At 73.1% G+C, this 24,161-nt stretch carries 27 protein-coding genes and 1 pseudogene; 16 read left to right on the top strand and 12 right to left on the bottom strand.

Annotated features, from left to right (window positions below; all coding sequences use genetic code 11):
* The first annotated feature begins 201 nt into the window (after positions 1-201).
* The 4 genes from ACZ4W5_RS13635 (at position 202) to ACZ4W5_RS13620 (ending at position 2,300) form a co-directional block, all read left to right on the top strand.
* Positions 202-690, top strand: a complete 489-nt coding sequence (locus ACZ4W5_RS13635) for a nucleoside deaminase (protein ID WP_360235344.1) — start codon at positions 202-204, stop codon at positions 688-690.
* Positions 687-1,349: a DsbA family oxidoreductase gene (locus tag ACZ4W5_RS13630; RefSeq protein ID WP_360235347.1), complete on the top strand. Its 663-nt coding sequence runs from the start codon at positions 687-689 to the stop codon at positions 1,347-1,349. The genes ACZ4W5_RS13635 and ACZ4W5_RS13630 overlap by 4 nt, the downstream gene beginning before the upstream one ends.
* Before the next feature lie 182 nt (positions 1,350-1,531).
* Positions 1,532-1,852, top strand: coding sequence for a DMT family transporter (locus ACZ4W5_RS13625; RefSeq protein WP_360235350.1), 321 nt, complete (start codon positions 1,532-1,534; stop codon positions 1,850-1,852).
* Between the two features lie 46 nt (positions 1,853-1,898).
* Positions 1,899-2,300 (top strand): DMT family transporter, encoded by a 402-nt coding sequence (locus ACZ4W5_RS13620; protein WP_360235353.1) that lies wholly within the window; start codon positions 1,899-1,901, stop codon positions 2,298-2,300.
* A gap of 267 nt (positions 2,301-2,567) precedes the next feature.
* Here the strand turns inward: ACZ4W5_RS13620 and ACZ4W5_RS13615 are convergent, their stop codons facing one another.
* Positions 2,568-3,785, bottom strand: a complete 1,218-nt coding sequence (locus tag ACZ4W5_RS13615; RefSeq protein WP_465654379.1) for a hypothetical protein — start codon at positions 3,783-3,785, stop codon at positions 2,568-2,570.
* Positions 3,786-4,036: 251 nt separating this feature from the next.
* On the opposite strand from ACZ4W5_RS13615, the gene ACZ4W5_RS13610 reads away from it, so the two are divergent.
* Positions 4,037-5,149 (top strand): peptidoglycan recognition protein family protein, encoded by a 1,113-nt coding sequence (locus ACZ4W5_RS13610; protein WP_465654377.1) that lies wholly within the window; start codon positions 4,037-4,039, stop codon positions 5,147-5,149.
* 116 nt (positions 5,150-5,265) lie between these two features.
* Here the strand turns inward: ACZ4W5_RS13610 and ACZ4W5_RS13605 are convergent.
* The 3 genes and pseudogenes from ACZ4W5_RS13605 to ACZ4W5_RS13595 form a co-directional block, all read right to left on the bottom strand.
* Positions 5,266-5,379, bottom strand: a pseudogene (locus ACZ4W5_RS13605) (SDR family NAD(P)-dependent oxidoreductase); the annotation flags it as partial.
* Between the two features lie 6 nt (positions 5,380-5,385).
* Positions 5,386-6,735 (bottom strand): MFS transporter, encoded by a 1,350-nt coding sequence (locus tag ACZ4W5_RS13600; RefSeq protein WP_465654375.1) that lies wholly within the window; start codon positions 6,733-6,735, stop codon positions 5,386-5,388.
* Positions 6,736-6,968: 233 nt separating this feature from the next.
* Positions 6,969-7,781: a class I SAM-dependent methyltransferase gene (locus tag ACZ4W5_RS13595; protein WP_465654372.1), complete on the bottom strand. Its 813-nt coding sequence runs from the start codon at positions 7,779-7,781 to the stop codon at positions 6,969-6,971.
* Positions 7,782-7,995: 214 nt separating this feature from the next.
* Between ACZ4W5_RS13595 and ACZ4W5_RS13590 the strand changes: the two genes are divergently transcribed.
* Complete coding sequence (locus ACZ4W5_RS13590) at positions 7,996-8,505, top strand: DinB family protein (RefSeq protein WP_402477746.1); 510 nt, start codon at positions 7,996-7,998, stop codon at positions 8,503-8,505.
* A gap of 35 nt (positions 8,506-8,540) precedes the next feature.
* On the opposite strand, the gene ACZ4W5_RS13585 is transcribed toward ACZ4W5_RS13590, so the two are convergent.
* Both ACZ4W5_RS13585 and ACZ4W5_RS13580 read right to left on the bottom strand, forming a co-directional pair.
* Positions 8,541-9,041, bottom strand: coding sequence for a hypothetical protein (locus ACZ4W5_RS13585; protein ID WP_465654370.1), 501 nt, complete (start codon positions 9,039-9,041; stop codon positions 8,541-8,543).
* Between the two features lie 232 nt (positions 9,042-9,273).
* Positions 9,274-10,905: a CehA/McbA family metallohydrolase gene (locus ACZ4W5_RS13580; protein WP_465654368.1), complete on the bottom strand. Its 1,632-nt coding sequence runs from the start codon at positions 10,903-10,905 to the stop codon at positions 9,274-9,276.
* A 210-nt stretch (positions 10,906-11,115) separates the two neighbouring features.
* Here ACZ4W5_RS13580 and ACZ4W5_RS13575 point away from each other — a divergent pair, with 210 nt between their 5' ends.
* Positions 11,116-12,114, top strand: coding sequence for a polysaccharide deacetylase family protein (locus ACZ4W5_RS13575; protein WP_465654366.1), 999 nt, complete (start codon positions 11,116-11,118; stop codon positions 12,112-12,114).
* Between the two features lie 31 nt (positions 12,115-12,145).
* Here the strand turns inward: ACZ4W5_RS13575 and ACZ4W5_RS13570 are convergent, their stop codons facing one another.
* From ACZ4W5_RS13570 to ACZ4W5_RS13560, 3 genes are all read right to left on the bottom strand, one after another.
* Positions 12,146-12,529: a barstar family protein gene (locus tag ACZ4W5_RS13570; protein WP_360235377.1), complete on the bottom strand. Its 384-nt coding sequence runs from the start codon at positions 12,527-12,529 to the stop codon at positions 12,146-12,148.
* Positions 12,530-12,575: 46 nt separating this feature from the next.
* Positions 12,576-13,229 carry a 4'-phosphopantetheinyl transferase family protein gene (locus tag ACZ4W5_RS13565; protein WP_360235380.1) on the bottom strand — a complete coding sequence of 218 codons (654 nt, stop codon included), beginning with the start codon at positions 13,227-13,229 and terminating at the stop codon, positions 12,576-12,578.
* A gap of 294 nt (positions 13,230-13,523) precedes the next feature.
* Positions 13,524-13,739: a hypothetical protein gene (locus ACZ4W5_RS13560; RefSeq protein WP_360235383.1), complete on the bottom strand. Its 216-nt coding sequence runs from the start codon at positions 13,737-13,739 to the stop codon at positions 13,524-13,526.
* 287 nt (positions 13,740-14,026) lie between these two features.
* Between ACZ4W5_RS13560 and ACZ4W5_RS13555 the strand changes: the two genes are divergently transcribed.
* On the top strand, positions 14,027-14,512 hold the full coding sequence (locus ACZ4W5_RS13555) for a cysteine/serine endopeptidase inhibitor (protein ID WP_465654363.1): 486 nt from the start codon (positions 14,027-14,029) through the stop codon (positions 14,510-14,512).
* Between the two features lie 113 nt (positions 14,513-14,625).
* On the opposite strand, the gene ACZ4W5_RS13550 is transcribed toward ACZ4W5_RS13555, so the two are convergent.
* Positions 14,626-15,546 (bottom strand): LysR family transcriptional regulator, encoded by a 921-nt coding sequence (locus ACZ4W5_RS13550; RefSeq protein ID WP_465654361.1) that lies wholly within the window; start codon positions 15,544-15,546, stop codon positions 14,626-14,628.
* A 270-nt stretch (positions 15,547-15,816) separates the two neighbouring features.
* Between ACZ4W5_RS13550 and ACZ4W5_RS13545 the strand changes: the two genes are divergently transcribed.
* From ACZ4W5_RS13545 to ACZ4W5_RS13530, 4 genes are all read left to right on the top strand, one after another.
* Positions 15,817-16,788, top strand: a complete 972-nt coding sequence (locus ACZ4W5_RS13545) for an FAD-dependent oxidoreductase (protein WP_465654359.1) — start codon at positions 15,817-15,819, stop codon at positions 16,786-16,788.
* Positions 16,789-16,877: 89 nt separating this feature from the next.
* Entirely contained in the window at positions 16,878-18,377 is a 1,500-nt protein-coding gene (locus ACZ4W5_RS13540) for a hypothetical protein (protein ID WP_465654357.1), read from the top strand.
* 62 nt (positions 18,378-18,439) lie between these two features.
* The gene (locus ACZ4W5_RS13535; RefSeq protein ID WP_465654355.1) at positions 18,440-18,799 is read left to right on the top strand and encodes a hypothetical protein; all 360 of its coding nucleotides are present in this window, start codon (positions 18,440-18,442) and stop codon (positions 18,797-18,799) included.
* A gap of 114 nt (positions 18,800-18,913) precedes the next feature.
* Complete coding sequence (locus ACZ4W5_RS13530; protein WP_360235401.1) at positions 18,914-19,306, top strand: hypothetical protein; 393 nt, start codon at positions 18,914-18,916, stop codon at positions 19,304-19,306.
* 64 nt (positions 19,307-19,370) lie between these two features.
* Here the strand turns inward: ACZ4W5_RS13530 and ACZ4W5_RS13525 are convergent, their stop codons facing one another.
* Both ACZ4W5_RS13525 and ACZ4W5_RS13520 read right to left on the bottom strand, forming a co-directional pair.
* The gene (locus tag ACZ4W5_RS13525; RefSeq protein ID WP_465654353.1) at positions 19,371-19,727 is read right to left on the bottom strand and encodes a hypothetical protein; all 357 of its coding nucleotides are present in this window, start codon (positions 19,725-19,727) and stop codon (positions 19,371-19,373) included.
* 14 nt (positions 19,728-19,741) lie between these two features.
* A complete protein-coding gene (locus ACZ4W5_RS13520; protein ID WP_465654351.1) occupies positions 19,742-20,986 on the bottom strand; it encodes a helix-turn-helix domain-containing protein in 1,245 nt (414 codons plus the stop codon).
* A 180-nt stretch (positions 20,987-21,166) separates the two neighbouring features.
* Between ACZ4W5_RS13520 and ACZ4W5_RS13515 the strand changes: the two genes are divergently transcribed.
* From ACZ4W5_RS13515 to ACZ4W5_RS13500, 4 genes are all read left to right on the top strand, one after another.
* Positions 21,167-21,604: an ATP-binding protein gene (locus ACZ4W5_RS13515; RefSeq protein ID WP_360235409.1), complete on the top strand. Its 438-nt coding sequence runs from the start codon at positions 21,167-21,169 to the stop codon at positions 21,602-21,604.
* Positions 21,605-21,625: 21 nt separating this feature from the next.
* Complete coding sequence (locus ACZ4W5_RS13510; protein ID WP_465654349.1) at positions 21,626-22,108, top strand: flavoprotein; 483 nt, start codon at positions 21,626-21,628, stop codon at positions 22,106-22,108.
* 106 nt (positions 22,109-22,214) lie between these two features.
* Positions 22,215-23,606: an NAD(P)/FAD-dependent oxidoreductase gene (locus tag ACZ4W5_RS13505; RefSeq protein WP_465654347.1), complete on the top strand. Its 1,392-nt coding sequence runs from the start codon at positions 22,215-22,217 to the stop codon at positions 23,604-23,606.
* A 69-nt stretch (positions 23,607-23,675) separates the two neighbouring features.
* Positions 23,676-24,035: a hypothetical protein gene (locus ACZ4W5_RS13500; RefSeq protein ID WP_465654345.1), complete on the top strand. Its 360-nt coding sequence runs from the start codon at positions 23,676-23,678 to the stop codon at positions 24,033-24,035.
* Positions 24,036-24,161: the final 126 nt, after the last annotated feature.

Raw genomic sequence — 24,161 nt, 5'->3', positions numbered from 1 at the left:
TGATGAGCGTGGGTCAGGCGAAGTTCTTCACCGCCGGCGATTGACAGCAAGATGTATGTTCATGCAAGCTCTACCTGTCCGCCTGAGGTTCTCACGGGCAAAAACAACATGTACATACAAGCAACTACCTGGGGACTCCATGCCTGATCCCACGGCACCCACCGTCGACGCCGCGAACGCGGCCTGAGCGGGGGAGCAGCGTTGCGTTATTCCGAAATCTCCGAGAGCGAACTGACCGAGTACGCCCGCGAGGCGGTACGGATCAGCCGCGAGCACGTCGCCAAGGGCGGCATCCCGTTCTCCGGTGTGGTGATCAACAGTGGCCGGATCCTCGGCACCGGTGTCAACCGGGTGCGTGAGGACAACGACCCCACCGCGCACGCCGAGGTCACCGCACTGCGGGCGGCCGCCGCCAAGTACGGACTGCACGCCACCGCCGGATCCACCCTGATCGCCTCCGGCGAGCCCTGCGCCCTGTGCTACATGGCGTCGCTGTATTTCAGCGTCAGCCACATCGTCAACGTGGTCGACCGCAAGACGGCCGCGCGGTACGGCTTCGACTACACCAGCTCGTACTCGATCTTCGCCGAGGACCCGGAGACCTGGCCGATCAAGGTCACCTCGATCCAGATCCCGGAAGCCACGGCGCCGTTCGAGGACTTCCTCACCATGGAGCGGGGGCGGCCATGAGCGGAACGGCAACCGGCAGGATCGGCATCAAGGTCTGGTCGGACTACGTCTGTCCGTTCTGCATGCTGGCCGAGGGCCCGCTGCACGAGGCCACCCGCGACCTCGACGTCGACATCGAGTGGATGCCGTTCGAGCTGCGGCCCCACCCCACCCCGACGCTGCGCCCGGAGGACGACTACCTGCCGGCGATCTGGGCCCGCGCCGTCTACCCGATGGCCCGCCGGCTCGGCGTGGACATCACCCTGCCGACGGTCTCGCCGCAGCCCTACACCCGGCTGGCCTTCGAGGGCTACCAGTACGCGGCCGAGCACGGCCGGGCCGCGGAGTACACCCCGCGGGTGCTGCGGGCCTTCTTCCAGGAGAACCGGGACATCGGCGAGGTGGCCGTCCTCGCCGACATCGCCTCCGAACTCGGCCTGGACGGTGCCGACTTCGCCGAGGCGCTGACGGCCGGCCGGTACACCGAGGCGCACCGGGCGGCGCTGCGGCACGCGGAGGCCAACCGGGTCTCGGTCGCGCCCACCATCATCGTCGACGGACGCCACCGCATCGAGGGCGTGCCCTCCGTCGCCCAGATCCGCAAGGCCGTGCTCGACGCCCAGGCCGAGCAGGAGGCCCTCGGGGACGCCGCCCCCGCCTGCGGGATCGACGGCTGCTGAACCGGCCCTGACGCCGGGTCGGTGACTGACACCGGGGCTGCGACTGACACCGGTCCGTGCCCGACGCCCCGCTTCCGGCCTCCCGCCACGTTCTTCTCTCGCTCTCCCTCCCGTTCTTCTCCCGTTCTCTCTGCCCCACCCCTCCCCCCAACGCCGACCTCCCAAGAACGAAAGGACCAGCCATGCAGTGGTTCTACCTCGCGATCGCGGACATCTTCGAGATCGCCGTCGCCATCGCGGCCGGCAAGGCCGAAGGCTTCAAGAACCGCACGTGGACCGCCGTGACCCTGATCACCGGCGCCCTCGGCACCTTCTTCCTCAGCAAGGCACTGCTGACCTTCGACGTCGGTGTCGGCTACGCGATCTGGACCTCGGTCGCCGGCGTCGGCATCACCCTCCTCGGCGCCCTGCTCTTCGGCCAGCGCCTGAACTGGCGCAAGGCCGTCGGCATCGCCGTCATCATCGCCGGCGTCGTCGGCCTCCAGCTCAGCGGCGCTGCCTGATCCTCCCGCCCCCACCCGGCTCAACCTCCCGAAAGGACCCGTGCACATGTCCGACACCGGCCGCACCTCAGCCAACCCGTGGATCATGCTCCTGCTCGCCGGCGGCTTCGAAGTCGGCTACGCGCTGGCCGTCGGTGGAAGCCACGGCTTCACCCGACTGACCTGGTCGCTGGTCGCCGTCGTCTTCTTCCTCCTGACGCTCTGGGCCCTGAGCGCCGCACTGCGCACCATCGACGTCAGCATCGGCTACGCCGTCTGGGCCGGCATCGGGTCGGTCGGCGCGGCCTTGCTGGGGCCCGTCGTCTTCGACGAGAGCCTCACCCCCGTCAAGGCCGTGTGGCTGGCCGTGATCATCGCCGGCGTGGTCTGGCTCAAGCTCGCGGACCGGCCGCAGAAGTCCGCCGAGACCGCCGCCGCGCCGCGTGAGGTCCAGACCGCGGACGCCTGACGGGCGCGCCGCCCCGGTGCGGGAAGCCGCCGCGCCGCTCGTGAGGCGCACCACAGCCCCGGTCCCGACCGGGTGGGTGCGGAGCGGCCGGGGTGTGGTGGAGGGCCTCCTGGTGCCCGGTCGGATGTCGGAATCCGATCGGGAAGCCAGGAGGCCCTCCACGCGTTCCTCGGAGCGACCGCAAAGAGGCCTCCGCCGGGTCAACTGCCCGGCGGAGGCCTGTTCATGAACGGTTCGGGCGGTAACGCCTCCCGCGTGCGGGCGCGATCAGGCCCGTCGTCGGCTGACCCGTACGGCCCCCGCGCCGGCGGCGAGGAACGCGGCGGCCAGGCCGAGGAGGACCGGTGTCTTCGGGGCGCCGGTCTGGGCCAGTTCGCCGTGGTGGTGGTGTCCGGGCGCCACCTCGTGACCGTGCCCGCTGGGGTGGGTCGGCCTGTGCGGCGGACGCGCGCCCACCTCCTCCGCGACGAACTTGATCTTGTTCAGGTTGTACGCGGACTGGTGGTTGGCCTGACTCTGCTGGTTGGAGAGGTTGTTGGCCTGCGAGGCTGACTGGTTGTTGAGCGCGGAGTTCTGGGCACTGTTCTGCGCGGAGTTGTTCGAGTTGCTGGTGGCGCTGTTGTTGGCGCTGTTGTTCAGATTGTTGGCCACGGTGTTCTGCACGACGACCGTCACGGCGACGTGCTGGTCCTGGCCCTGGTTCTGGTTCTGCTGGGCGTTCTGGTCCTGGCCCTGGTTCTGGTTCTGGTCCTGACCTTGGCCCTGGTTCTGGCCTTGGCCTTGGTTCTGGCCCTGGCCCTGGTTCTGCTGGCCGTTCTGGCCCTGACCCTGCTCGCCGTGGTCGCCGTGGTCGCCGTGCTCGCCGTGGTCGCCGTGCTCGCCGTGCTCGCCGTGGTCCCCGTGCTCGCCGTGGTCCCCGTGCTCGCCGTGCTCGCCGTGCTCGCCGTGGTCCCCGTGGTCCCCGTGAGGGGGAGTGCCGGGAACCTCGGGCAGGCAGATGCAGTCGGTCGGGCCGGGGCCGGGCATGTGGCCGTGGGACTCGTGGCCGGGCACCTGATCGCAGTGCTCGCTGCCGTTCTCCCAGGCACCCTCGGGAAGGGCGGATCCCGGTGCCTGCTCCATCGGCCGGCTCTGCTCGCCGGGCCGGGTCGAGTCGTCCGGTTGCACCGAACCGGGCTCCTGGCCGTCGATCGCGACTCCCTCGGCCTCGGCGCCGTTGCCGGCGTCGGCGCGGTGGGCCGGGCGGACGAGCTGCGTCGACTGGAGATCGCTCTGGCTCCTGCTGGCCCAGGTGCCGTCCGACGAGACACCGCTCTCCTCGGCGAGCCGCAGCAGGCTGTCGACCCATTCGCCCTGGGCCGCCGAGGAGTCGGAGGTCGCGCTGTGGTCGATGGCGGGCGAGGCGTGGGCCACTCCGCCGGTGCCCCAGAGGAGGGCGGCCGACGTCAGGCCCGACAGGACCAGGGTGGTGATTCGAGTTCGCATGGTGCTCCTGGATGATCCGCAAAACGGATCTTCTGAATACGCTCCTGTACCACCCGGGGACGTGGCGCGTCGCCGCGGGTTAACCGGCCTGGCCCAATGAATTGCTGAGAACGGGGGAACGCCGCCCACGCGCTCCGCTCCGCCGTCCTCGCCGGTGCTTCGTCGCCGCCCCGGCCCCGGATTCCCACCGTGACCGTGCGAGCTCCGTCGGTGACATGCAGGGATCGTGCTTTGCCCTGAACATCCTGTACATGAGGATCTCAATTCCGGCAGCGGTCCTTGCCGGCTGCACCACGGCCCTGCTCTTCCAGCCCCCCGTCGTCGCCGCGGACAGCTCGGTCGCCCCGGCACCGCGCACCTCCGCCGGAGGCGGCTCGGTCACCTCGGTGGCCGTCACCGCCGGCGGCGCCGTCGCGCCCCGGGCCACCCGTTCGTTCGAACTCCTCGGCGTGGTCTGGGACGGCTCACCGAAGGCCCTCGCCGGCGGTTCCGTACGAGTCCGCACCCGCGATGCCGTCACCGGCCGCTGGGGCGCCTGGCAAACCCTGGAGACCGAGGCCGCGGACGGGCCCGACTCCGTCCCGCACGGTTCCACCGCCCCGCTGTGGGCCGGACGCAGCAACGGCGTCGCGGTCGACGTGCACCCCGGCCCGGCCGGTCTCCCGCGCGGACTGCGGGTCGAACTGGTCGACCCCGGCCAGGGGGCGGCCGCCGCCGACGCCAAGCCCCTTCCCGAACACGCGGCCGGGCCCGAGGCGCTCGCCGCTCCGCGCCCCGGCATCGTCACCCGGGCGGGCTGGGGTGCGGACGAGTCCATCCGTGAAGCGGGCTTCGTGTACACCGGCGCGGTCCGGGTGACCTTCGTCCACCACACCGCGACCGCCACCGACTACGCCTGCTCCGACGCGCCCAGGATCATCAGATCGATCTACCAGTACCACGTGCAGAGCAACGGCTGGCGGGACATCGGCTACAACTTCCTGGTCGACCGCTGCGGCACCATCTACGAGGGCCGGGCCGGCGGCGTCGACCAGCCCGTGCTCGGCGCCCACACCCTCGGCTTCAACACCAACTCCTCCGGTATCGCCGCCATCGGGACCTACAGCTCGGACGCTCCGCCGCAGGAGCTCCAGGACGGCATCGCGAAGATCGCCGCCTGGAAGCTCGGCCTCACCGGTCGGCAGGCCGACGGAACGGCCCAGCTCACCTCCGGCTCGGACGGCAGCCTCTATCCCAAGGGCACGGTCGTCGACTTCGACGCGATCTCCGGCCACCGCGACGGCTTCGCCACCGAATGCCCCGGTGACGCCCTCTACCGGCGACTCCCCGCCATCCGCGACACGGCGGCCCGCCTCCAGAGGTGACGAGCCGGCGGTCCGTCGTCACATCGCGACCGCCGCGTCGACGGCGCTCATCGCGGCCGAGGCCGGGGTGAGCGCCGTCCCGGCCACCCGTCGGCGGACCGTACCCGCTCCACGAGGACAACCACCGCGGCACGTTCCTCGCGCCGGGCGGTCAGCGCCAGGTCGTGCCCGCGGGCGGCGAGCCGCCGTGCGACGGCCGCTCCGATGCCGCTGCTCGCTCCGGTGACGAGCGGACCTCAGGACTTCCTCGTCTCCGCCGCCCGCTCGATTCCGGCGAGCATGTCGCGCGGGAACCAGAGGCTGCTCGCGCCCGCCAGGGCGACGGTCGCGGCCCCGACCAGCACCGGCACGATGCCGACCCGGGAGGCGAGCCACCCGCCGACGAAGGCGCCGACCGGCAGGGTGGCTGTCAGCACGGCGCCCAGGAAGGCGTTGACGCGGCCCAGGAGGTGGGCCGGGGTGACGAGTTGACGGCCGGTGGTCATCGCGATCGACCAGACCGTGGCCAGCAGTCCGAACAGCAGCTGGTACAGGACCAGCACCGGGCAGGGCAGCCCGAGGGAGGCTGCCGGGATGAGGAAGAGGGCGGCCCCCGCGCCCACGGCGCACAGCCGGATGGCCCGGGCCGTGCCCAGCGCCCGGGTGGCGGAGGCCGCGACCAGCACGCCGGTGCCCATGCCGACGGCGTAGGCGGCGTAGACCGTGCCGAGCTGCCACGGGGGCAGGTGCAGCTCCCGGTCGGCGTACAGGACGAACAGGCCGCCGCCGGCCCCGCCGCCGAGGTTGAGCCCGGCCGCGGCCAGGGCCTGGCGGCGCAGCAGGGTCTCGCGCCGGATGACCGCGAGGCCCTCCTTCAGTGCCTCGACGCGGGACCGGGCACCGCTGCCCGCCTCGTGCGCGGACCGGTTCAGCGAGGCCGGCAGCGCCAGGAACAGGGCCCCGCCGACGAGGTAGGCGGCGCACTCGACCAGCAGCGCCGGGGCCGGGTCCATCACCCCGATCAGGATGCCGCCGAGCGCCGGTCCGCCGATCAGGCCGATGGTCCGGGCGCCGGTGAGCGAGGAGTTGGCCGGCAGCAGGCGTTCCGCGGGCACCACGCGGGGCAGACAGGACTGCAGGGCGACGCTCTGGGCGGAGTTCAGCGCCCCGGAGGCGGCGGCCGCGGCGAACAGGTGCGGCCAGGTCAGGCCGCCCAGGGCGGCGGCGAGCGGCACGCTGCCGATGGCGGGAACCTGGAGCCAGGAGAGCGCGACCAGCATCCGCCGCAGCCGGGCCCGGTCGACGGCGACGCCGATCAACGGGCTGAGCAGGACGCTGGGCAGATAGGTCATCGCCATCAGCGCCGAGGAGCCCAGCGGGCCGGCGTGCAGGTGGGCGATGGCCAGCAGCGGCAGCGCCAGTGCGGTGACCTGACGTCCCACCGAGCTGGTCATCTGCTCGGTGACCAGCAGCAGCAGCGGGCGGTGCCGGCGGAGCGGTACGGATTCCGGGGCCGGGGCCGGGGCCGGGGGCGGGGCCGGGGGCGGCGTCGGGGGCGGGCCGGGCTCCGCGGGTACGGACGACTCCTCGGCGATGGAAGATCCCATGTATCAGACTCCTGTGTCAGGCACGGTCCAGTGGCGGATGCGGGGAGGCAGCGTCACCGCCCAGCCCCGGGTGACGAGCACCAGGCCCTCGGAGGCCAGCACGGACACCGCCTCCCGGCCCGTACCGCTGAGGTCGTCAGGTTCCAGGAACCGGCGCTTGAGGTGTCTCCTGCCCCGGGCCTGACCGCGGGGGTGCGGGCAGGCCCGGGGTGGGGGTGTTCGGGGGCTCGGTGTCAGGTGCGGGTGGCGGTGATGAGGTGGTAGTCGAGGAGGCCGTGGCGCCAGGCGGGGAGGAAGTTGCGGGTCCAGTGGTCGTTGGGGACGGTGTCGGCGAGGTAGCGGTCGAGGCCGGGCCAGACGTCGGGGCCGATGGACTCGGTGGTGACGGGGGTGAAGCCGGCCTCGGCGAGGTCGGTGGTGAAGCCGTCGAGGGTGTGGGGGACGTCGAGGCCGTCGGCGAAGCTGGCGAGGAGGATCTTGAGGCGTTCGGCGATCTCGGGGCCGGGGGCGGCGAAGAAGGTGGTGACGACCAGGCGGCCGCCCGGGCGTAGGACGCGGGCGGCTTCGCGGGCGAAGGTGGTGAGTTCGCGGAAGTGCTGGGCGGCCTCGACGGAGTAGACGCCGTCCAGGGTGGCGTCGGCGAACGGCAGTTGTGCGGCGGAGCCGAGGGTGTAGGCGAGCCGGTCGGGGTAGGTGGCCAGGGCGCGGGCGTTGACGGCGCGGGCGCGTTCGATCTGGTCGGGGTGGATGTCGACGCCGGTGACGGAGGCGAAGCGGAACTCCCGTAGCGCGAGCGCCGTACCGAGGCCGCGGCCGCAGCCGACCTCGGCCAGGCGCAGTTGTCCGCGTGGTTCCGGGAAGGCGTTCAACACCCGGCGGTAGAGCTGCTCCTGGCTGTGCACGCGGTCGTCGGCGGACAGGGCGGTCAGGTCGATGTCGTGCCAGTAACCGAAGTTGATGAATCCGCCCGCGAAGGACGGTGCGGTGCTGAGGTCGTCGGCGCCGTACGTCCGGCGCACGGTCGGGGGGATGTGGTTGTGGTCCATGGGCCGTCGGGTCTCCTGCTCGTGGGCGCCCGGCGGTCGGGCGCGCCGAGGTACGTACCCAAACCTGTGGTGCTCCGAACACGGTACGTGACGGGGTGGGTTCGGGGTTGACGGGGCGTGGAAACCCGGTGTCCGGGAGGGGCACGGGTTCGCTACAGTCCGCCGGTAGCCCACCGGACCGGCCCAGGGCCAGAGCACGAGGAGCACCACCCGCATGAGCACCGACGACCGGCCCGTCCCCTCGCTGACCGGTGGCGAGCGCGAGATGCTGCGCGATTTCCTGGACTTCCACCGGGCGACCCTCGCGATGAAGTGCGAGGGCCTGACCGACGAACAGCTGCGGCAGCGCTCCAGCCCGCCGTCCGCGCTGAGCCTGCTCGGACTGGTGCGGCACATGGCCGAGGTGGAGCGCACCTGGTTCCGCCGGGTGATCGACGGCGAGGACGTCCCGCTGGTCTGGTCCCCGGACGGGGACTACCAGGTGGCCTACGACCCGACCGGCGCCACCCGCGCCGAGGCCTTCGCCGCCTGGCAGGCCGAGGTCGAGCACTCCCGCCGGATCGAGCTGGCGGCCCCCTCGCTGGACGTCACCGGCTACCAGGCGCGCTGGGGGGCCGAGGTGTCGCTGCGGCTGGTGATGCTGCACCTGATCCACGAGTACGCCAGGCACAACGGGCACGCGGACTTCCTGCGGGAGGCCATCGACGGCACCGTCGGGGCGTAGGGCCGTAGGGCGTAGGGCGTGGCTGAGCGGGCGGGCTACCAGCCGAGCAGGTGGGTGCGGGCGGTGAGGGCCGTCAGCACCGACTCGGCGGTGCTCTCCGGCGTGAGGTCGGTGGTGTCGAGCCCGTGCGGGGTGGCGGGGGCCGCGCCGGTGAGGACGACGTAGTGCAGGGCCGCGCCGGTGGTGCGGCTCTCGCGGCGGAAGGTGTCCAGGGTCGCCGGGGCGTCGGCGCACTCGACGACGACCTGGTAGCCGCCGGTGGCGTAGGCGAAGGCGGCCTGGGCGGTGGCCGCGAGCGCGGTGGCGTGCTGCCGGGCGGCCCCGGGCAGCTGCGGCGGAACCTGGCCGTTGCGGATGACCCGGAGGAAGTCGTCCGTCCGCAGGTGGACGCTCGGGTGCAGCTCCTGGACGAGCAGCTCCACGACCGGGCTGCCGCCCTCTCCTCCGGCGGCCCCGGCGGGGTCGACGAGGACGAGGACGCCTCCGGCGCCCCGGCCGCCCCCGAGCTCCGGCCCACCTACGGTCGTACGGTTCACAGCTGCTGATCCCTTCGCGGGCCGGGGACGGGACGGGTACGCACGGGCAGCCGGGGCGAGACGGTGGGAGTGCGGAGGAAGCGGTCGCCCCGGATGCGGACAGCCGACCGCCTCGTATGCGGACAACCGACCGCCTCGTCCCTACGACTGATGCGTTTCGGGGATCAACCTAGTCCAAACGGGTGCCCCGAGTCGTCCCCCTCCCGGTCCGTGGGCGGTTCGCCGGCGCCGTTCAGTGCTCCTCGGCGCGCAGCACGATCGGGTTGGTGAGGGCCGCCATCGGCCCCCACGGCAGGTCCGGACCCATCGCGTTGCCCCTGCCCGGCGTCCCGTCCGCCCTCGGGTGGCGCACCTCGGCGCGGACGTAGGCGGCGAGCGAGGCCGTGGTGCGCCAGACGACCGTGCCGGAGCCGTCGGCGGGCAGTGACTCCTGGTGCAGCTGCCCCTCGTCGGTGATCAGCCGGACGGTGCCGCCGGGCACGCCGGAGACGGTGAGCCGGACGTCCACCGGAGCGTCGGCCGGGACGGTCAGCTCCTCACCGATGCCCGCCCGGCGGCCGTGGCCGGTGGCGGTGAGGTCGAGCCGGACGGCGGCGGACTCGGCCAGCCAGCTGCGCCCGGCGCGCAGCCCGTCCAGGACGGCGTCGCGGGTGAGGTCCTCGGCGAGGACGACGTTGTGCGGCAGGCCGATCACCTGGGGCGCGCTGTGGGCGTCGCTGTTGCCCATCGCGGGCCGCCAGGAGCGGCCGCCCCGGAGGGCCACCGCGAGTTCGGAGTCCCAGGTGTCGACGGCCGACTCGTCGTCGTAGGTCCACGGCCCGTTCCACACCTCGACGGCGTCGGCCTGCTCGTAGCCGAACTTCCACTGGCAGGCGACGTACGGGCAGTACGGGTGCGCGGGCACCATCAGGCCGCCGGAGCGGTGGACCTGGCGGACGAAGCGCGGGAAGTCCTCGTCGCGGGAGCGGTAGCGCCAGTCGACGAACTGGCCGGGCTCCAGGCCCAGCGCCAGCCAGTGGCCGTTGCGGGTGGTGACCTCCTCACCAGGGACGATCAGCAGGTCCGGGCCGGCCAGCGGGCCCCAGACGGCGTGCGAGGAGCTGGTGTTGTGGTCGGTGGAGATGATGAAGTCCAGGCCCGCGGCGCGGGCACCGGCGGCCACCTCCTCGGGCAGGCGGCGGCCGTCGGAGTGCACGGTGTGCAGGTGGCAGTCGCCCCGGTACCAGGCCCGGCCGCGGCCGCGGGCTCGCTCCGGCGGGTAGTGCGGGGTGTACTCGGGCCCCGGCTCGCCGAACCGGAGGGTCGCCTCGACGTGGTACGCCAGGCCCTGCGGGGTGACCTGGTAGGGGCCCAGGACGATGTGCCACGTGCCCGGGTTGATCGGGCCGGGGAGGTAGCCGGGGGTGGCGGAGTCGCGGGCGAGGGCGAATTCGGTGCGGAAGCCGCCGGACCAGCCGCGGAAGCCGTCGCCGCCGAGGTCGGTGCCGCGCTCGTCGAAGATGCCGATGTCGCAGGAGTTGCCGGGGGTGCCGGGCGGGACCGGCGGCTTGTCGTAGCTGTAGGAGACGGCGATCTCGCGGACGCCCTCGGGGACTTCGACGGGGAGGTAGACGAAGTCGGGGGAGCCGGTGGGGAGGTGGCCGGTGAGGGTGAGGGTGCGGTCGCTGCCTGTCCCGTCCGGGCTCGGGGCGGCCGAGGCGGGGCCTGCGGCACCGACGGTGGCGGCCAGGCCGAGGGCGGTGGCGGCGCCGGTGGCGAGGCCGGTGCGGAGCAGGTCGCGGCGGGCGGGGTGCGGTGGCGGGGCGGGGGGCGTGGGGTCGGCTGGGGGTGTCGGGTCGGATGAGGGCGTGGGGGCGGCGGGCATCGGGGCCTCCGGGCTGGGGCGGGCTGGTCCGCCGGTTCGCCTACCCCGGGGGGTGAACCCGGGGTGAGGCGGGGCCCACCGGGGTGGGGCGGGCCGGTGAAAGAGGGGCCCGGCCAGGGCGGGGCGAGTTGCGGGGAGTGACGGATGACCGGTTCATAGTCATGTGGTGGTTCGGACGACACGTGACGACGGGGCGGTCAGGAGGCAGGCGTGGCACTGAGTCGGCGGACGCTGCTGGCGGCGGTGGTGGCCGGCGGTGCGCTGGCGGGGTGCGGGGCGGGGCGGGGCGCGGAGGGTGGCGGGGCGGCCCTCGCACCGGCCAGCACGGTCGCGGGCTCGCCGGAGGGTCCTGCGGCGACTCCTGCGGCGACTCCTGCGGTGACTCCTTCGGGGAGTGCCTCGGGGAGTGCCTCGGGGAGTGCTTCGGGGACTGCCTCGGGCGCGGCGTCGACCGCACCGTCCGTCGCGGCCTCACCGTCCGTCGCGGCCTCGGCGGCCCCCCGGGAGCCGGGCCGGGCCGAGCTGGTCCAGCGCTACGCGGCCGTGGCGCCGACCGCATGGGGAGTGGACCTCCCCGGGGTGGTCACCGGGCTGCCGGAGGGCCAGCGGGCCACGGCGCTCACCTTCGACGCCTGCGGGGGGCCCGGCGGGAGCCGCTACGACGCCGAGCTGATCGACTTCCTGCGCGCCCACGACGTCCCGGCCACACTGTTCCTGAACGCCCGCTGGATCGACGCCAATCCGCACATCTTCGAGCAGCTCGCCGCCGACCCGCTGTTCGAGATCGGCAACCACGGCACCGTGCACCGCCCGCTCTCGGTGACCGGCCGGTCGGCCGAGGGGATCGCCGGTACGGGCGGGGTCGGCGAGGTGTACGACGAGGTGGCGGGCAACGCCCACAAGCTGACCGAACTGCTCGGGCACCCGCCGCGGTTCTTCCGCTCCGGCACCGCGTACTACGACGACGTCGCCGTCCGGGTGGTCGCCGACCTGGGCGAACGGATCGCCGGGTTCACCGTGAACGCGGACGGCGGGGCGACCCTTCCGGCCGCCGAGGTGCGGCAGGAGGTGGCATCGGCGCCGCCGGGGGCGATCGTCATCGGGCACATGAACCAGCCGGGCCACGGCACCGCCGGCGGGGTGGCGGCGGCGCTGCCCGGGCTGCTGGCGGCGGGGCGGCGGTTCGTCCGGTTGTCCGACGTGCTGTGAGCCCCCGGGGGGCGGGGGCGGGGGGCCGGGGCTACGCCAGGCGGAGGCCGCTGGGGTGCTGCTCCTCGATGATGTCGACCAGCCAGTCGAAGACCGTCGGGCCCTTGCCCGCCCGGGCGGCGGCCAGCTCGGCCGCGACCTGCTCGCGGTTGGTGGGGTGGACCCGGGGGAGCTGCCGCTCCAGCTGGCGGACCGTCTCCGGGTAGCCGAGGGCGCGGCGGGAGGCCTCGTGGTCGCGCCACTCGATGACGTAGTCGTCGTCGTCCGGCGTGCCGAAGCCGCCCCTCAGGCAGTCGGCGAAGGCGTCCAGGTTGCGGCCGAAGTAGCCGTCGGTGCCGATCTTCCGACCGACCTCCGCCCAGAAGTCCTCCAGGCTGCCGATCTTCCCGCCGTCGAGCACATAGGTCACCGTCACGGGGACGAGGATATGCCCGGGCGGCGGACCGCCGGGTGACGGGAGGTTACGGCTCGACGGCGATCGCGGTGGCGAGCAGCCCGTCGCGCACCGCCCAGCGGCCCTCGAAGCCGTCCAGGCGGCGGCCGCCGACCACCGGGCCGGGGACCAGCAGCCGGGCGGTGAAGGTGCCGTCGGGGGAGAGGTCCAGCTCGGCCTCGTGGAAGTCCAGCCACAGCAGGGTGAGCGGGAACCAGGCCTTGTAGACCGACTCCTTGGCGCTGAACAGGATGCGGTCCCACGGCGTGTCCGGGTGTTCGGCGGCGAGCTTCGCCAGCCGCTCCTGCTCGACCGGCAGGGCCACGGACTCCAGCACGCCCTCGGGGAGCGGCAGCGCGGGCTCGGCGTCGATGCCGACCGAGGCCAGGGCGCCGGCCCGGGTGACGGCGGCCGCGCGGAAGCCGTCGCAGTGGGTGAGGCTGCCGATCACGCCCTCCGGCCAGCTCGGCGCCCCGCGCAGGCCCGGGACGAGCGGGCGGTACGGGACGCCGAGGCGGGTCAGCGCGGTGCGGGCGCAGTGCCGGACGGTGGTGAACTCGCGGCGGCGCTTGTCCACGGCGCGGGCGACGGCGGCCTCCTCGGCGGGCTCCAGCCGGGCCTCGGGCGGGTCGTCGTAGGCCACCTCGGTCACCACGACGTCCGGCAGCAGGTCCCCGATCATGCGTTCCCCCCTGGGTCGGCGAGCGCGGGCGGCGGGCCGCGCGGAGCGAGCCTAACGCGGGCGGGCGGGTCCGGTCCGTGATCTTCGGCAAATGGGGCTGCTCGCGCAGCGCCGGGGGCCCGGACCGGGGCCGCCCGCCCGGCGGCGGTCACTCGGGGGTGGTTACTCGGGGGGCGGTCACTCGGAGGTGGCGGCCTCTCGGGAGGTGCGCTCGGGCAGTGTGGTGCCGGGCGCCGTCCTCGGGCATGGGCTGGGACGAGCCCTGCCCGGGTGCGGGGCGGTGGCTACTGCCCGTCACTGGCCGAGCAGGCGGGCGAAGTCCAGTCCGAGGCTGCCGAGGACGGGGAGTGCGCCGAGGTCGGTCACGCCGCCGACCGGGATGCTGTAGCCCTGGTTCACCTCGCGGGTCGCGGGGGAGGAGGCGGCGAGGGCCGGTGCGGCGACGGCCGTTGCGGCGAGGGCCGGGGTCAGGGCGGCGCCGAGGAGCAGGGCGGCGAGGGCGGTGCGCATGGGGCGGTCCTCCGGGGCGGGCGGGCGTGTGACGGCCTGTCAACACCGGGTGTGGCGAGGCGGTCACGCATCTTCGCCCCTTCGGCTGCATTGGTAAAGATCCTTGACTTGTGTTCATGGCAACACCGGAGAGGTCTGGACCATGTCGAGGAGGAGCGCATACGTTCCCTTCACCGGGTGGGCATCGGATCGTCGGATCGGTCGCCGAACTGCACTGCGGCCTCGGTGACTTCTGGCTGTCATGCCCATGACCTTTCCCGGAACCGTCGAACCGGAGGGAACGAACCATGCGCGCCATCGGCAAGAACCTCAGGCTCCTCGCGGGCGCCCCGCTCGCCGCCGCCGCCCTCATCGCCCTGACGGCCGGCTCCGCCAGCGCCGCGATACCGATCAACAAGCCGATGACCGGCAAGGCCACCTACTACACCGACGCGGGCTACGGCGCCTGCGGTACCCAGATCAACGCCTCCAACCAGATGCTGGTCGCCGTCTCGCACACCTGGTGGACCACCGCCAACCCCAACAACGACCCGGTGTGCAAGGGCATTTCGGTCAAGGTCACGTACCAGGGCAAGACCATCACCGTCCCGGTGAAGGACCAGTGTCCGTCCTGCGACTCCACCCACATCGACCTCAGCCAGCCCGCCTTCGCCAAGCTGGCCCCGCTCGACAAGGGCGTGATCAACGGCCTCACCTGGCAGTTCGTCAAGGCCGGGCTGAACGGCAAGACCGTCGAGCTGTCCGAGCCCGTCACCGGCTCGACCATCGGCTGATCGGCGGTTGAGCGACGGCTGACCGGCGGTTGATCGGCGGCCCAGCTCGCCGGGCCCGTCTCCGCCGCTCGTGCGCGTTGGTGCGCCTGAGTGCGGGGGCGGGCCCGAAGTCGTCAACTCCCGTCTGCGGAAGGGTCCGAGGCGGTGTCCGCGATGCCGATCCGCGGGGCCATGGCGAGCAGCAGCTGGACCGCCGGGGAGGCCGTCCGAGGGTGGTGGGCCAGGCCCAGCGAGACCGTCGGAACCGGGCGGGCCAGGCGGCGCAGGCTGACGCCGGGGATCCGGAAGACCCGGGCCCGGCCCTCCGGGATCGGCGCGATGCCGTGGCCCGCCGCCACCGCGAGCAGCAACTGCTCGTCGTCCGGCTCCTCGCGGACGATCCAGGGCGGCCGGTCGGGCCAGAGCTGGCCGGTGATCGACGCGTGCATCCCGGGCCCGTTGTCGCGCGGCCACAGCACCACCGGCTCGTCCCTGATCGCGCCACGGTCGAGCCGACCGCGGCCCCGGGCGAGCGGGTGGCCGCTCGGCACCGCGAGCAGCAGCTCCTCCTCGGCGATGACCTGGCAGGCCAGCTCGGGGACGTCCAGCGGCGGACGGACGAAGGCTGCGTCCAGCCGCCCGGCGAGCAGCTCCTCGACGTTGAGGGCCGTCCAGCCGGTCTGCAGGGCGACGTCCACCCTGGGGTAGCGGCTGCGGAACTCGCCCATCAGGGTGTCCGAGACGCCGCCGCGGGCCGAGCGGGTGTACGCCACCCGGAGGCTGCCCTGCTGCCCCCGGGCCACCGCCGCGATCCGCCGGTCGGCCTCGGCCACCTGGTGCAGCAGCTGCCGGGCCTCCTCGGCGACCGCGCCGCCGATCGGGGTCAACGTGCAGCCCCGGCTGGTGCGTTCGACCAGCTGCACACCGAGCTGCCGCTCCAGCGCCTTGATCTGCTGGCTCAGCGCGGGCTGGGCCACCCGCAGTCGGCGGGCGGCCCGGGTGAAGTTCAACTCCTCGGCCAGGACGGCGAAGTAGCGCATACGACGGAGGTCCACTGGCCGATGATAGGCCCGCCGCGACCGTCCGGCGCCGAGCCCGCGCGCCGCCCACCGGCGGTGATAAGGGCGCCTTATCGCCGGGGGACGCAACCGGTCTTGGACGCCTTGCCGCCCGCCCCGCTTTCCTGGAGTCCGGCCGCCGCGACCGGACCGGCCGGCGGGCGTCGGGAGGAGGGGATCACCGTGGGCGTTGGCGTTGATTCGGGTGTGGACGTGGAAGCGGACCCGGGCCCGGATCCGGGCACGGACTCGGGGATGGGGCCGGGCATGGACCTGGACGTGGTCGTGATCGGCAGCGGGATCATCGGGCTCACCACGGCCCTGCGCCTCCAGGAGCAGGGCCTGCGGGTCAGGGTGGTGACGGCGGACGGGCTGCTGTCCACGGTCTCGGCCGTGGCCGCCGCCGTCTGGTACCCGGTGGGCGTGGAGCCGGGCGACCGGGTGGCCGCCTGGTCGGCGGCCACCTACGCCGAACTCGCCCGGCAGGCCCGGGCCGGCGTGCCCGGCGTCGTCCTGCGCGACACCTGGATGCCCGCGCTCCGGCGCCAGGACGCCGGCATCCCCTGGTGGGGCGCCGGCGTCCCCGACCTGCGCCGACTGGAACCGGCCGACCTCGCCCCGGCCTACGCGGACGGCTGGCGGTTCACCGCCCCCACGGTCGAGATGCCGCGCTACCTGCCCTGGCTGCTCGGCCGCTTCCGCGACGGCGGCGGCAAGGTGCTCCACCGGCGGCTCGACACCCTCCGGCAGGCCGGTGCCTGGGCGCCCGTGGTGGTCAACGCCTCCGGCCTGGGCGCCCGGCTGCTGTGCGGCGACGACGCGGTGCGGCCGGTGCGCGGACAGCTCGCCCTGGTGCGCAACCCCGGCCTGCGGGCCTCGCTGCGGATCCAGGACGAACCGGCCGGGTACACCTACGTCCACCCGCGCAGCCGGGACGTCGTCCTCGGCGGCACCTTCGAGGAGGGCAGCTGGGACCTCCGCGGCGACCGGGCGGCGGCCGAGGCGATCCTGGCCCGGTGCGCCGCGCACGTCCCCGAGCTGCGCGGCGCCGAACTCGTCGGCTGGCCGGTCGGCCTGCGACCCGACCGCAGGGGCGGGGTGCGGCTGGCGGCCGGGGAGACGGCGGACGGGCTCCGGATCGTGCACAACTACGGGCACGGCGGCGCGGGCGTCACGCTGAGCTGGGGGTGCGCGGACGAGGTGGTGGAGCTGGTCGGGGCGGGCGCCCGGATCCGCTGATTCGCCCTGCGGGCTGCGGTCGTCGATGGCTAGACTCCCGGTCCGTCGTGCGGACGTTCCGTACCGAAATCCAGTCCCGCGGAGGAGTCTTGGCCTCGATCACCCTCGACGCCGAGCGCCGCGTCCGCGCCGACGCCGGACGCGTCCGGATCGCCGCCGTCGACGCGCTGCGCTCGCTCGGCTTCCAGGTCACCTCGGAGCAGGCCACCGTGGTGGAGGCCCGGCGCGGCTCGGCCGTGCGCTCCGCGATGCTGCTGCCCGACGAAGTCCCGCTCGCGGCGCGGCTCCAGTTCGCCGCCGCCGACGGGCACGGCACCACGGTGTCGGTGCACCTGACCGACCGGGCCGTCTCGGTGGTCGCCCTGGGCGTGCAGTCCCCGTACGTGACGGCCTACCAGGGCGCCCTGTTCGCCCTCGACCGGGCGCTGGGCGGGCTCGACCCCGAGGCGGCGGCCGGCTTCCCCCAGCCCCGCTGGTGGACCCGGGCACCCGAGGCCGAGGCGCTGGCCCGGCACCACCAGACCGGGCAACGGGTGGTCGGCGGCGTCACCGCCCTGATCAACGACCGGCTCTCCGGCGGCCCCAGGGCCACCGGGCCGTCGTTGTGGGGCGGCGTCCAGGGCGCCGTCTTCCACTCCCGCGAGGGCGTCCTCGCCCTCGACCGGGCGGCCCTGGCCGGGCTGCTGGCGATCCCGGTGATGATGAGCAGCCGGCCGGACGGCGTGCCGGAGCCGCTCGGCGCCGAGGTGGCCCGGCTGGCCGCCACCGTGGAGGGGAGCCTGACCGCGGCCGGGTTCGGCGTGGTGGACGTGCGGATCGGCAGCGAACAGCGCCCCGCCTTCGAGTTCCTGTACCGCCAGTTCGGCATCCGCTGCCGGTTGCCCGTACGGACCCTGTGCACCTGCCGGGACTGCCGGCAGACCAAGGTGGTGAACCTGGACCTCCAGCGGATGCGGGAACGACGGCGGCGGCTCAAGCTCATCACCAGCGTCGTCCGCGCCGGCCACGGCAAGAACGGCGAGATCAACCCGTTCGCGATGATCGGGACATTCCTCCAACAGGGCAAGGTCGAGCCCGACTTCATCTGCTCGCGCTGCGAGAGCACCGCGGCCGACGAGCACCCGGTGACCTTCTGCCCGGGCTGCGGGGACATGCGTACGGAGGGGGCGCTGCTCAGCTGCGGCGAGTGCGGGTACGACTTCGAGGCGCTGGTGGCGGGGCTGGCGGTGTGGGGGGCGGCGCCGGCCGCGGTGGTACCGCCGGCCCCGGTCGTACCGCCGCCTCCGGTGGCGCCGCCGCGCCCGGCCGTCCCGCCGATGCCGGCGGCTGCGCCGATACCGGCGCCGCCTGCTGCGTCGGTACCGGCGCCGCCTGCTGCGCCGCCCGTCGCCCCGCCCGGGTTCGGCCCACCGCCCGAGGGGTACGCCCCGCCGCTGCCTCCGACCTGCGGGATCTGCGGCCGCAGTTACCCGGTGCTGTGGTCGGTGCAGGTGCTCGACGGCGCCAACCCCCGGCCGCTCACCGTCTGCCGCACCTCCCCGCAGTGCTCACCGCCCTCGGTGGTCCCCCCGGCGCGGCTCGGCACCTGAGCCGGGAGGATGAGGTGGCGTGGTCGCCGGACCGGCCGGCCGGAGCGACAGGGGAGGCGGGGATGAAGGGGATCAGCTTCGAGGCGTGGCGGGGGGCGCACTACGTGACGCTGGCCGAGGTGCTGGCCCGGCTGGGGGACTCGGCCCGGGAGCTGCGCTGGAGGGTCGAGTGCGCTGAGCAGTGGGACCTCACGGCGGAGCTTGAGCGGCGCTCCGAGGGCGAGGGCATGGACACTGCGACGCTGCTCGCCCTGGTCTCCCCGGGAGTTCAGTTCGTCGACGCCGAGGCCACCGGGTTCGCCGAGGACGGGCCGGTGGTGGTGCTCACGGAGTTCGACAGCACCCTGTGGGAGGTCCGCGCCGCCGACGAGCGCGTGCTGGCGGGACTCCGGCGGCACTACCCGAATGCCGTCGACCTCTGATCGGATGTGGCCGGAAAGGGGCTCCTCGGTGCGGTTCTCGGCGAGGCTAGGCTCCTCGGTGCCGACGGGGGAGGCGACCGGGCCGACCCCCCATGCGTGAACGGGGACACCTTGATGCGCACCATCGCCAAGCGCACCGTGCAGGGCTTCGCCGCTGCCGTGCTCGCCCTCGGCGGCATCGCCGCCACGGCGGGTACCGCCAGTGCGAGCACCGACACCTACTGCCAGCACGGGACGTGCATCACCGGCACGAACACCTACAACTCGTGGGGCCAGTACGGCACGGTCGAGATCTGCAACCACCAGTCGTCCGCCAACGACTTCGTCATCTGGATCAAGGACGACGCCAGCGGCAACACCATCGCCTCCGCGACCACACCGCTCCTGTACCCCGGCGACTGCTTCTCGCACGGCGGCTACACGACCAACTCCGGCGACGCGATCCAGGTCTTCGCCCGCTCGGGCAGCCTGTGGTCCTACGGCACGGACCCGATCTACCCGAGCTGATCACCGGCTGCCCCGTGTCCGTGGCCGGGCCCGCGCCTGCGGTGCCGCAGGCGCGGGCGGGGGGTCAGAGATGACGCTCGACGGCCTCGAAGATGTCGGCGTCGGTCTCCTGCTGCCACTTGGGGAGGTCGTCCCAGTCGGCGGTGTAGGCGGGCTTGGGGTCGGCGATGCGGTGGTGGATCTGGGCGATCCAGCAGAGGGCGACGAACCGGCTCTTCTGCTCGCGGCTGAGGTTCGAGGTGGCGCCGCCGCTCACGGTGATGAAGTCGCGCACCTGGCCGAACACGGCGGCGGCAGCGGCCCGCTCCCAGTCGGGGGTCTCCTCCCAGGGGGAGACGTAGCCGGGCTTGGGATCGCCGGGGAAGTGCTTGCGCACCCCGGCGATCCAGGCCTCGCGGAAGATCCGGCCGTCCTCGGTCATGTGTGTTCCTTTCGTCAGGCGGTGGGTTGGAGCGCTGAGATGTGGTCGTGAAGCGCTGCGATCCGGTGGTCCCGCATCAGAGGTGCGAGGTGCGGCTTGAGTCCGTCGAGCTTCCTTGCGATGTAGCCGGATCTGGTCTCCTCGGCCAGAGCCATGGACGCCTCGCTGAAGTGAACGACCTGTTCGATGTCGCCGCTGTGGGCGTTGAGCGTGGCGAGTTCGGCGAGGACGGCGCCACGGCGTCTGGGAGACCGACTCGTCTCCAGTGCGTTGAGTAGGGCCTGTTCGGCAAGGTCGGGTCGGCCGAGAGCGAGATAACAGGTGCCACGCTCCTCAGCGAGGCGGGTGCCGTCGAACCGCAGCCAGCCCCCGTTCTGGATCGGGCCGCTCAGGCCGGTCACCTGCTCGGCCTCGGCAAGTGCGCGGTCGCAGGATTCCAGTTGTCCGAGGCCGGCGTACACCTGCGCCTGGACGACGGCGACCCAGTGACGAGTGGAGAGTTGGTCATCCCCCCGCTGGGCGATCCGCGACGCGGCGGCGAGGATCGGTTCGGCTGTGGCAAATCGACGTTCGGACAGTTCGATGAAGGCGTGACGGGTCAGAGCGCAGGCCCAGAGGTCATAGTTCGACGCTTCGCGAGCGGCCGCTGCGGCAAGGGTGTAGCACTGTGCGGCATCCGTGTAGTGGTTGGCATCGAAGAGGATCTCGCCGGCGAGTTGGTAGAGGTTGGCCGCCACCTCGCAGATTGGCTTCCGTTCGCTGTCCGAGGTGATTGAGCGGAGCCCGGCTGTGAGAGCCACCAGCTGATGCCGCACCAGTGGATAGACCGCTTGCTTGTTCCGGGACGAGGAGAAGGCCTGCCAGAGATGGGCGCTCATCAGGCTGTCAGCATGGAGTGACGGGATGGGAGCTGCTGACGCCGGTGTGTTCCCGCCAGAGGTGAACGTGATCAGGGCCCCTGTCGCCGCAATCAGCCCGAGGGCCTCGCGTCTCTTCATATCGTCACTTTCGTCGATGGACGAAGGGATCGTCTTGCGAACCGGCGACTTGGGCGGCGGGTTCAGGAGGCCGTCCAGTTCAGAGGTGGTGACCTTGAGGAGCGCTGCGAGCTTTGGCCTCTGTTGAGGCTGGGGGTCGGCGTGTCCGCACTCCCAGCGGGTGACGGTGGAAGTAGCAACTCCAAGATCGGCAGCGAGCCTTTCCTGACTGTAGCCCAACTCCCTGCGCCTTTGGGCGAACAGGTTGCGCTTGCTGCTCATCCGTCCCAGCTCCACGAGTGCCATCGTTCCCACCCGTGCGTCTGCGACGCCTGGGTAACGCCTGGAAAGTGCGGTAGGTCCGCTCTGGTTGAAGGTAACGCATTGTCGTTCACTGGTCACGTGCTGCTTTGAGTGCTGGCTTGAGGGCCGTGCCCCGCAGTGCTTCGGTTCGAGACTCCGATGGCCGAGGGGCTGTTGATGATGAGTGGACTTCTTATCGCCGAGCGGGCGCCGAGGCCTGCGACTGCGATGTTGCCGTACCGGGCGGAGGCGGTGGGGGAGGCCCGGCGGATGGTGCGGGGGAAGCTGGCGGAGTGGGGGCTGCCGGAGTTGGTCGAGCCGGCGGCCCTGGTCGTCAGTGAACTTGTCACCAATGCGGTGAAGACCGGGTGTCTGGCGCGGATGACCGTCACCGTCCGCAGGCTCACCGACCGGACCGTGCGGGTGGCGGTGCGCGACGGCTCCCGAACCCTGCCCGTGCTGATGGTGGCGGGGGAGGACGAGGAGGGGCATCGGGGGCTCGCTCTGGTCCACCACGTGACCGGTGGGCGTTGGGGGGCCTCCGTGGAGGCGTACGGGAAGATCGTGCATGCGGATCTGACGGTGGTGGTCCCTTGACCGGAGAGGGGAGTTCGGGCGATGCCGATGCTGTACGTGGTGGTGTGTGCGGCCGGAGTGGCGGGCGGGGTAGGCGAGTTGATCTCCGCCGCGCAGGGGCGGGGGTGGTCCGTCGGGGTGGTGGCGACTCCGTCGGCGACGGGGTTCATCGACGTGGAAGGCGTGGAGGAGCAGACGGGTTTCCCGATCCGCTCCGCCTGGCGGAAGCCCGGGGATCCCCGGCCGCTGCCCGATCCGGACGCGCTCGTGGTCTCGCCCGCCACCTTCAACACGATCAACAAGTGGAGCGCCGGGATCTCGGACACCCTCGCGCTGGGCATCCTGTGCGAGTCCTACGGCTGGGGGATCCCGGTCGCCGTCCAGCCCTGCCTGAGCGCGGCCCAGGCGGCGCACCCCGCGTACGGGGAGAGCCTGGAGCGGCTGCGCCGGATGGGCGTGCGGATCGCGGAGTTCACACCCGGGTCGTACAGCTGGACCCGAGCGCTGGACCTGTTGGAGGACTGACAGGGTGGCTGGTCCGGCAGCCCGATCCTGGCAGTGTGCCGCTGTTCCACCGTGATCGGCCCGGAGTAGCGTCCGGGCAGGTCGGCGACGGTGTTGGGAGGTTCCGGTGGCAGCGGTCAACGGCGAGGTGTCGTTCTGGTACGCGGCGGAGGGGGTGCCGCAGCCCGGACCGGCGTTGCCGGGGGACGCCGACGTGGACGTCTGCATCGTCGGCGGCGGGTACACCGGGCTGTGGACGGCCTACTACTTGAAGAAGGCCGAACCCTCCCTGCGGGTCGCCCTGTTGGAGCGCCGCTTCTGCGGCTACGGCGCCTCCGGGCGCAACGGCGGGTGGCTGTACAACGGCTTCGCCGGGCGCGAGGCCTTCGCCGGGAAGTACGGCCGGGGCCGGGCGGCGGCGATGCAGCGGGTGATGGACGCGGCGGTCGGGGAGGTCGTGGAGACCGCGGCCGCCGAGCGGATCGAGGCGGACGTCCGCCAGGGCGGCGTACTCGAAGTGGCCCGGAGCAGGCCGCAGTTGGAGCGCCTGCGGGCGTTCGTCGAGGTCGAGCGCGGCTACGGCGAGGGCCGGGTGGAGGAGCTCTCCGCGAAGGAGGCGGCGGAGCGGATCAACGTCACCGAGGTCCGGGGCGGTGCGTGGTCCCCGTACGGCGCCCGGATCCAGCCGGCGAAGCTCGCGCGGGGCCTGGCTCGGGTGGTGCGGGAGTTGGGGGTCGAGGTGTTCGAGGGGACGGCCGTCACCGGGATCCTTCCCGGCGGGGGTGGCCGCCGCCCGCGCGCCGTGACCCCGTACGGCACCGTCACCGCCGACCACGTGCTGCGCGCCACCGAGGGATTCACCGCCGGGCTGCCCGGCGAGCGCCGGACCTGGCTGCCGATGAACTCGGCGATGGTGGCCACCGAGCCGCTGCCCGCCGAGTTCTGGGCGGAGGCCGGCTGGCAGGGCCGGGAGGTGCTCGGGGACTTCGCGCACGCCTACATGTACGCCCAGCGGACCGCCGACGACCGGATCGCCCTCGGTGGGCGGGGCGTGCCGTACCGCTTCGGCTCGCGGACGGACTCGGACGGCAGCACCCAGGTGGAGACGGTGCGCCAACTGCGCCGGATCCTGAACGACTTCTTCCCCGCCGCCGCGCACGCCCGGATCGACCACGCCTGGGCCGGGGTGCTGGGCGTCCCCCGGGACTGGTGCGCGACGGTGGAGCTGGACCGGGCGAGCGGGCTCGGCTGGGCGGGCGGGTACGTCGGCAGCGGGGTGACCACCACCAACCTGGCCGGCCGTACCCTGCGCGACCTGGTGCTGGGGCGGGACACCGAACTGACCGCGCTGCCCTGGGTGGGGCACACCGTGCGGCGCTGGGAGCCGGAGCCGCTGCGCTGGCTGGGGGTGCGGGCCATGTACGCCGCCTACCACGCCGCCGACCGGCAGGAGGCGGCCGGACGGGCCACCACCTCGCCGATCGCCCGGGTGGCGGACCTGGTCTCCGGGCGAATCTGACGGGCCGTTCGGCCGAGGCGCGCGGCTGGTCGGCCAGGGGGCCCGCCGTGCACCGCGCACCGTTGGGGCGTGCTGAGGAGAACCCTGCCGGCCGTCCGCTCCGCCCCGCTGCCGGACCGTGACGGGCACGATCTCGCGCCGGTGCTGGGGGCGCCCGGTCGCTTCTGGGGGAGCACCCTGCACGGGCTGTGGCGCTACGACCCGGCCGCCGACCGGTTCGCGGCCGTCCACCTGGCGGATCCGGCCGACGAGCGGGACGTCAAGAGCCTCGGCGACGAGCCCGGTACCGGGCGGCTGCTCAGGGTGGCGCCGGACCACTCCGGGGCCTGCGACTGGTGCACCTCGGTGATCCGGCTGCACCGCCCCGAGGGGACGTGGAAACTGCCCGGCACACAGCTGTACAAGGCGCGCTGGTGGGGCGGCCGGTAGCAGATCCGTGACGGACGGTAGTCGATCTTGGTCGGCGGGTCGGCGATACCACCCGTTCTGCTTACCGCGTTCGGCTGATGGGGCATATTGTGTACCCCCGCAAACTACTCCAATGGAAGTCAGTTT

This window comes from Kitasatospora sp. NPDC029367 (genome assembly GCF_055569135.1).
Note: the sequence above shows the minus strand (reverse complement) of the source record. Positions and strands in the feature narration are given on the sequence as shown.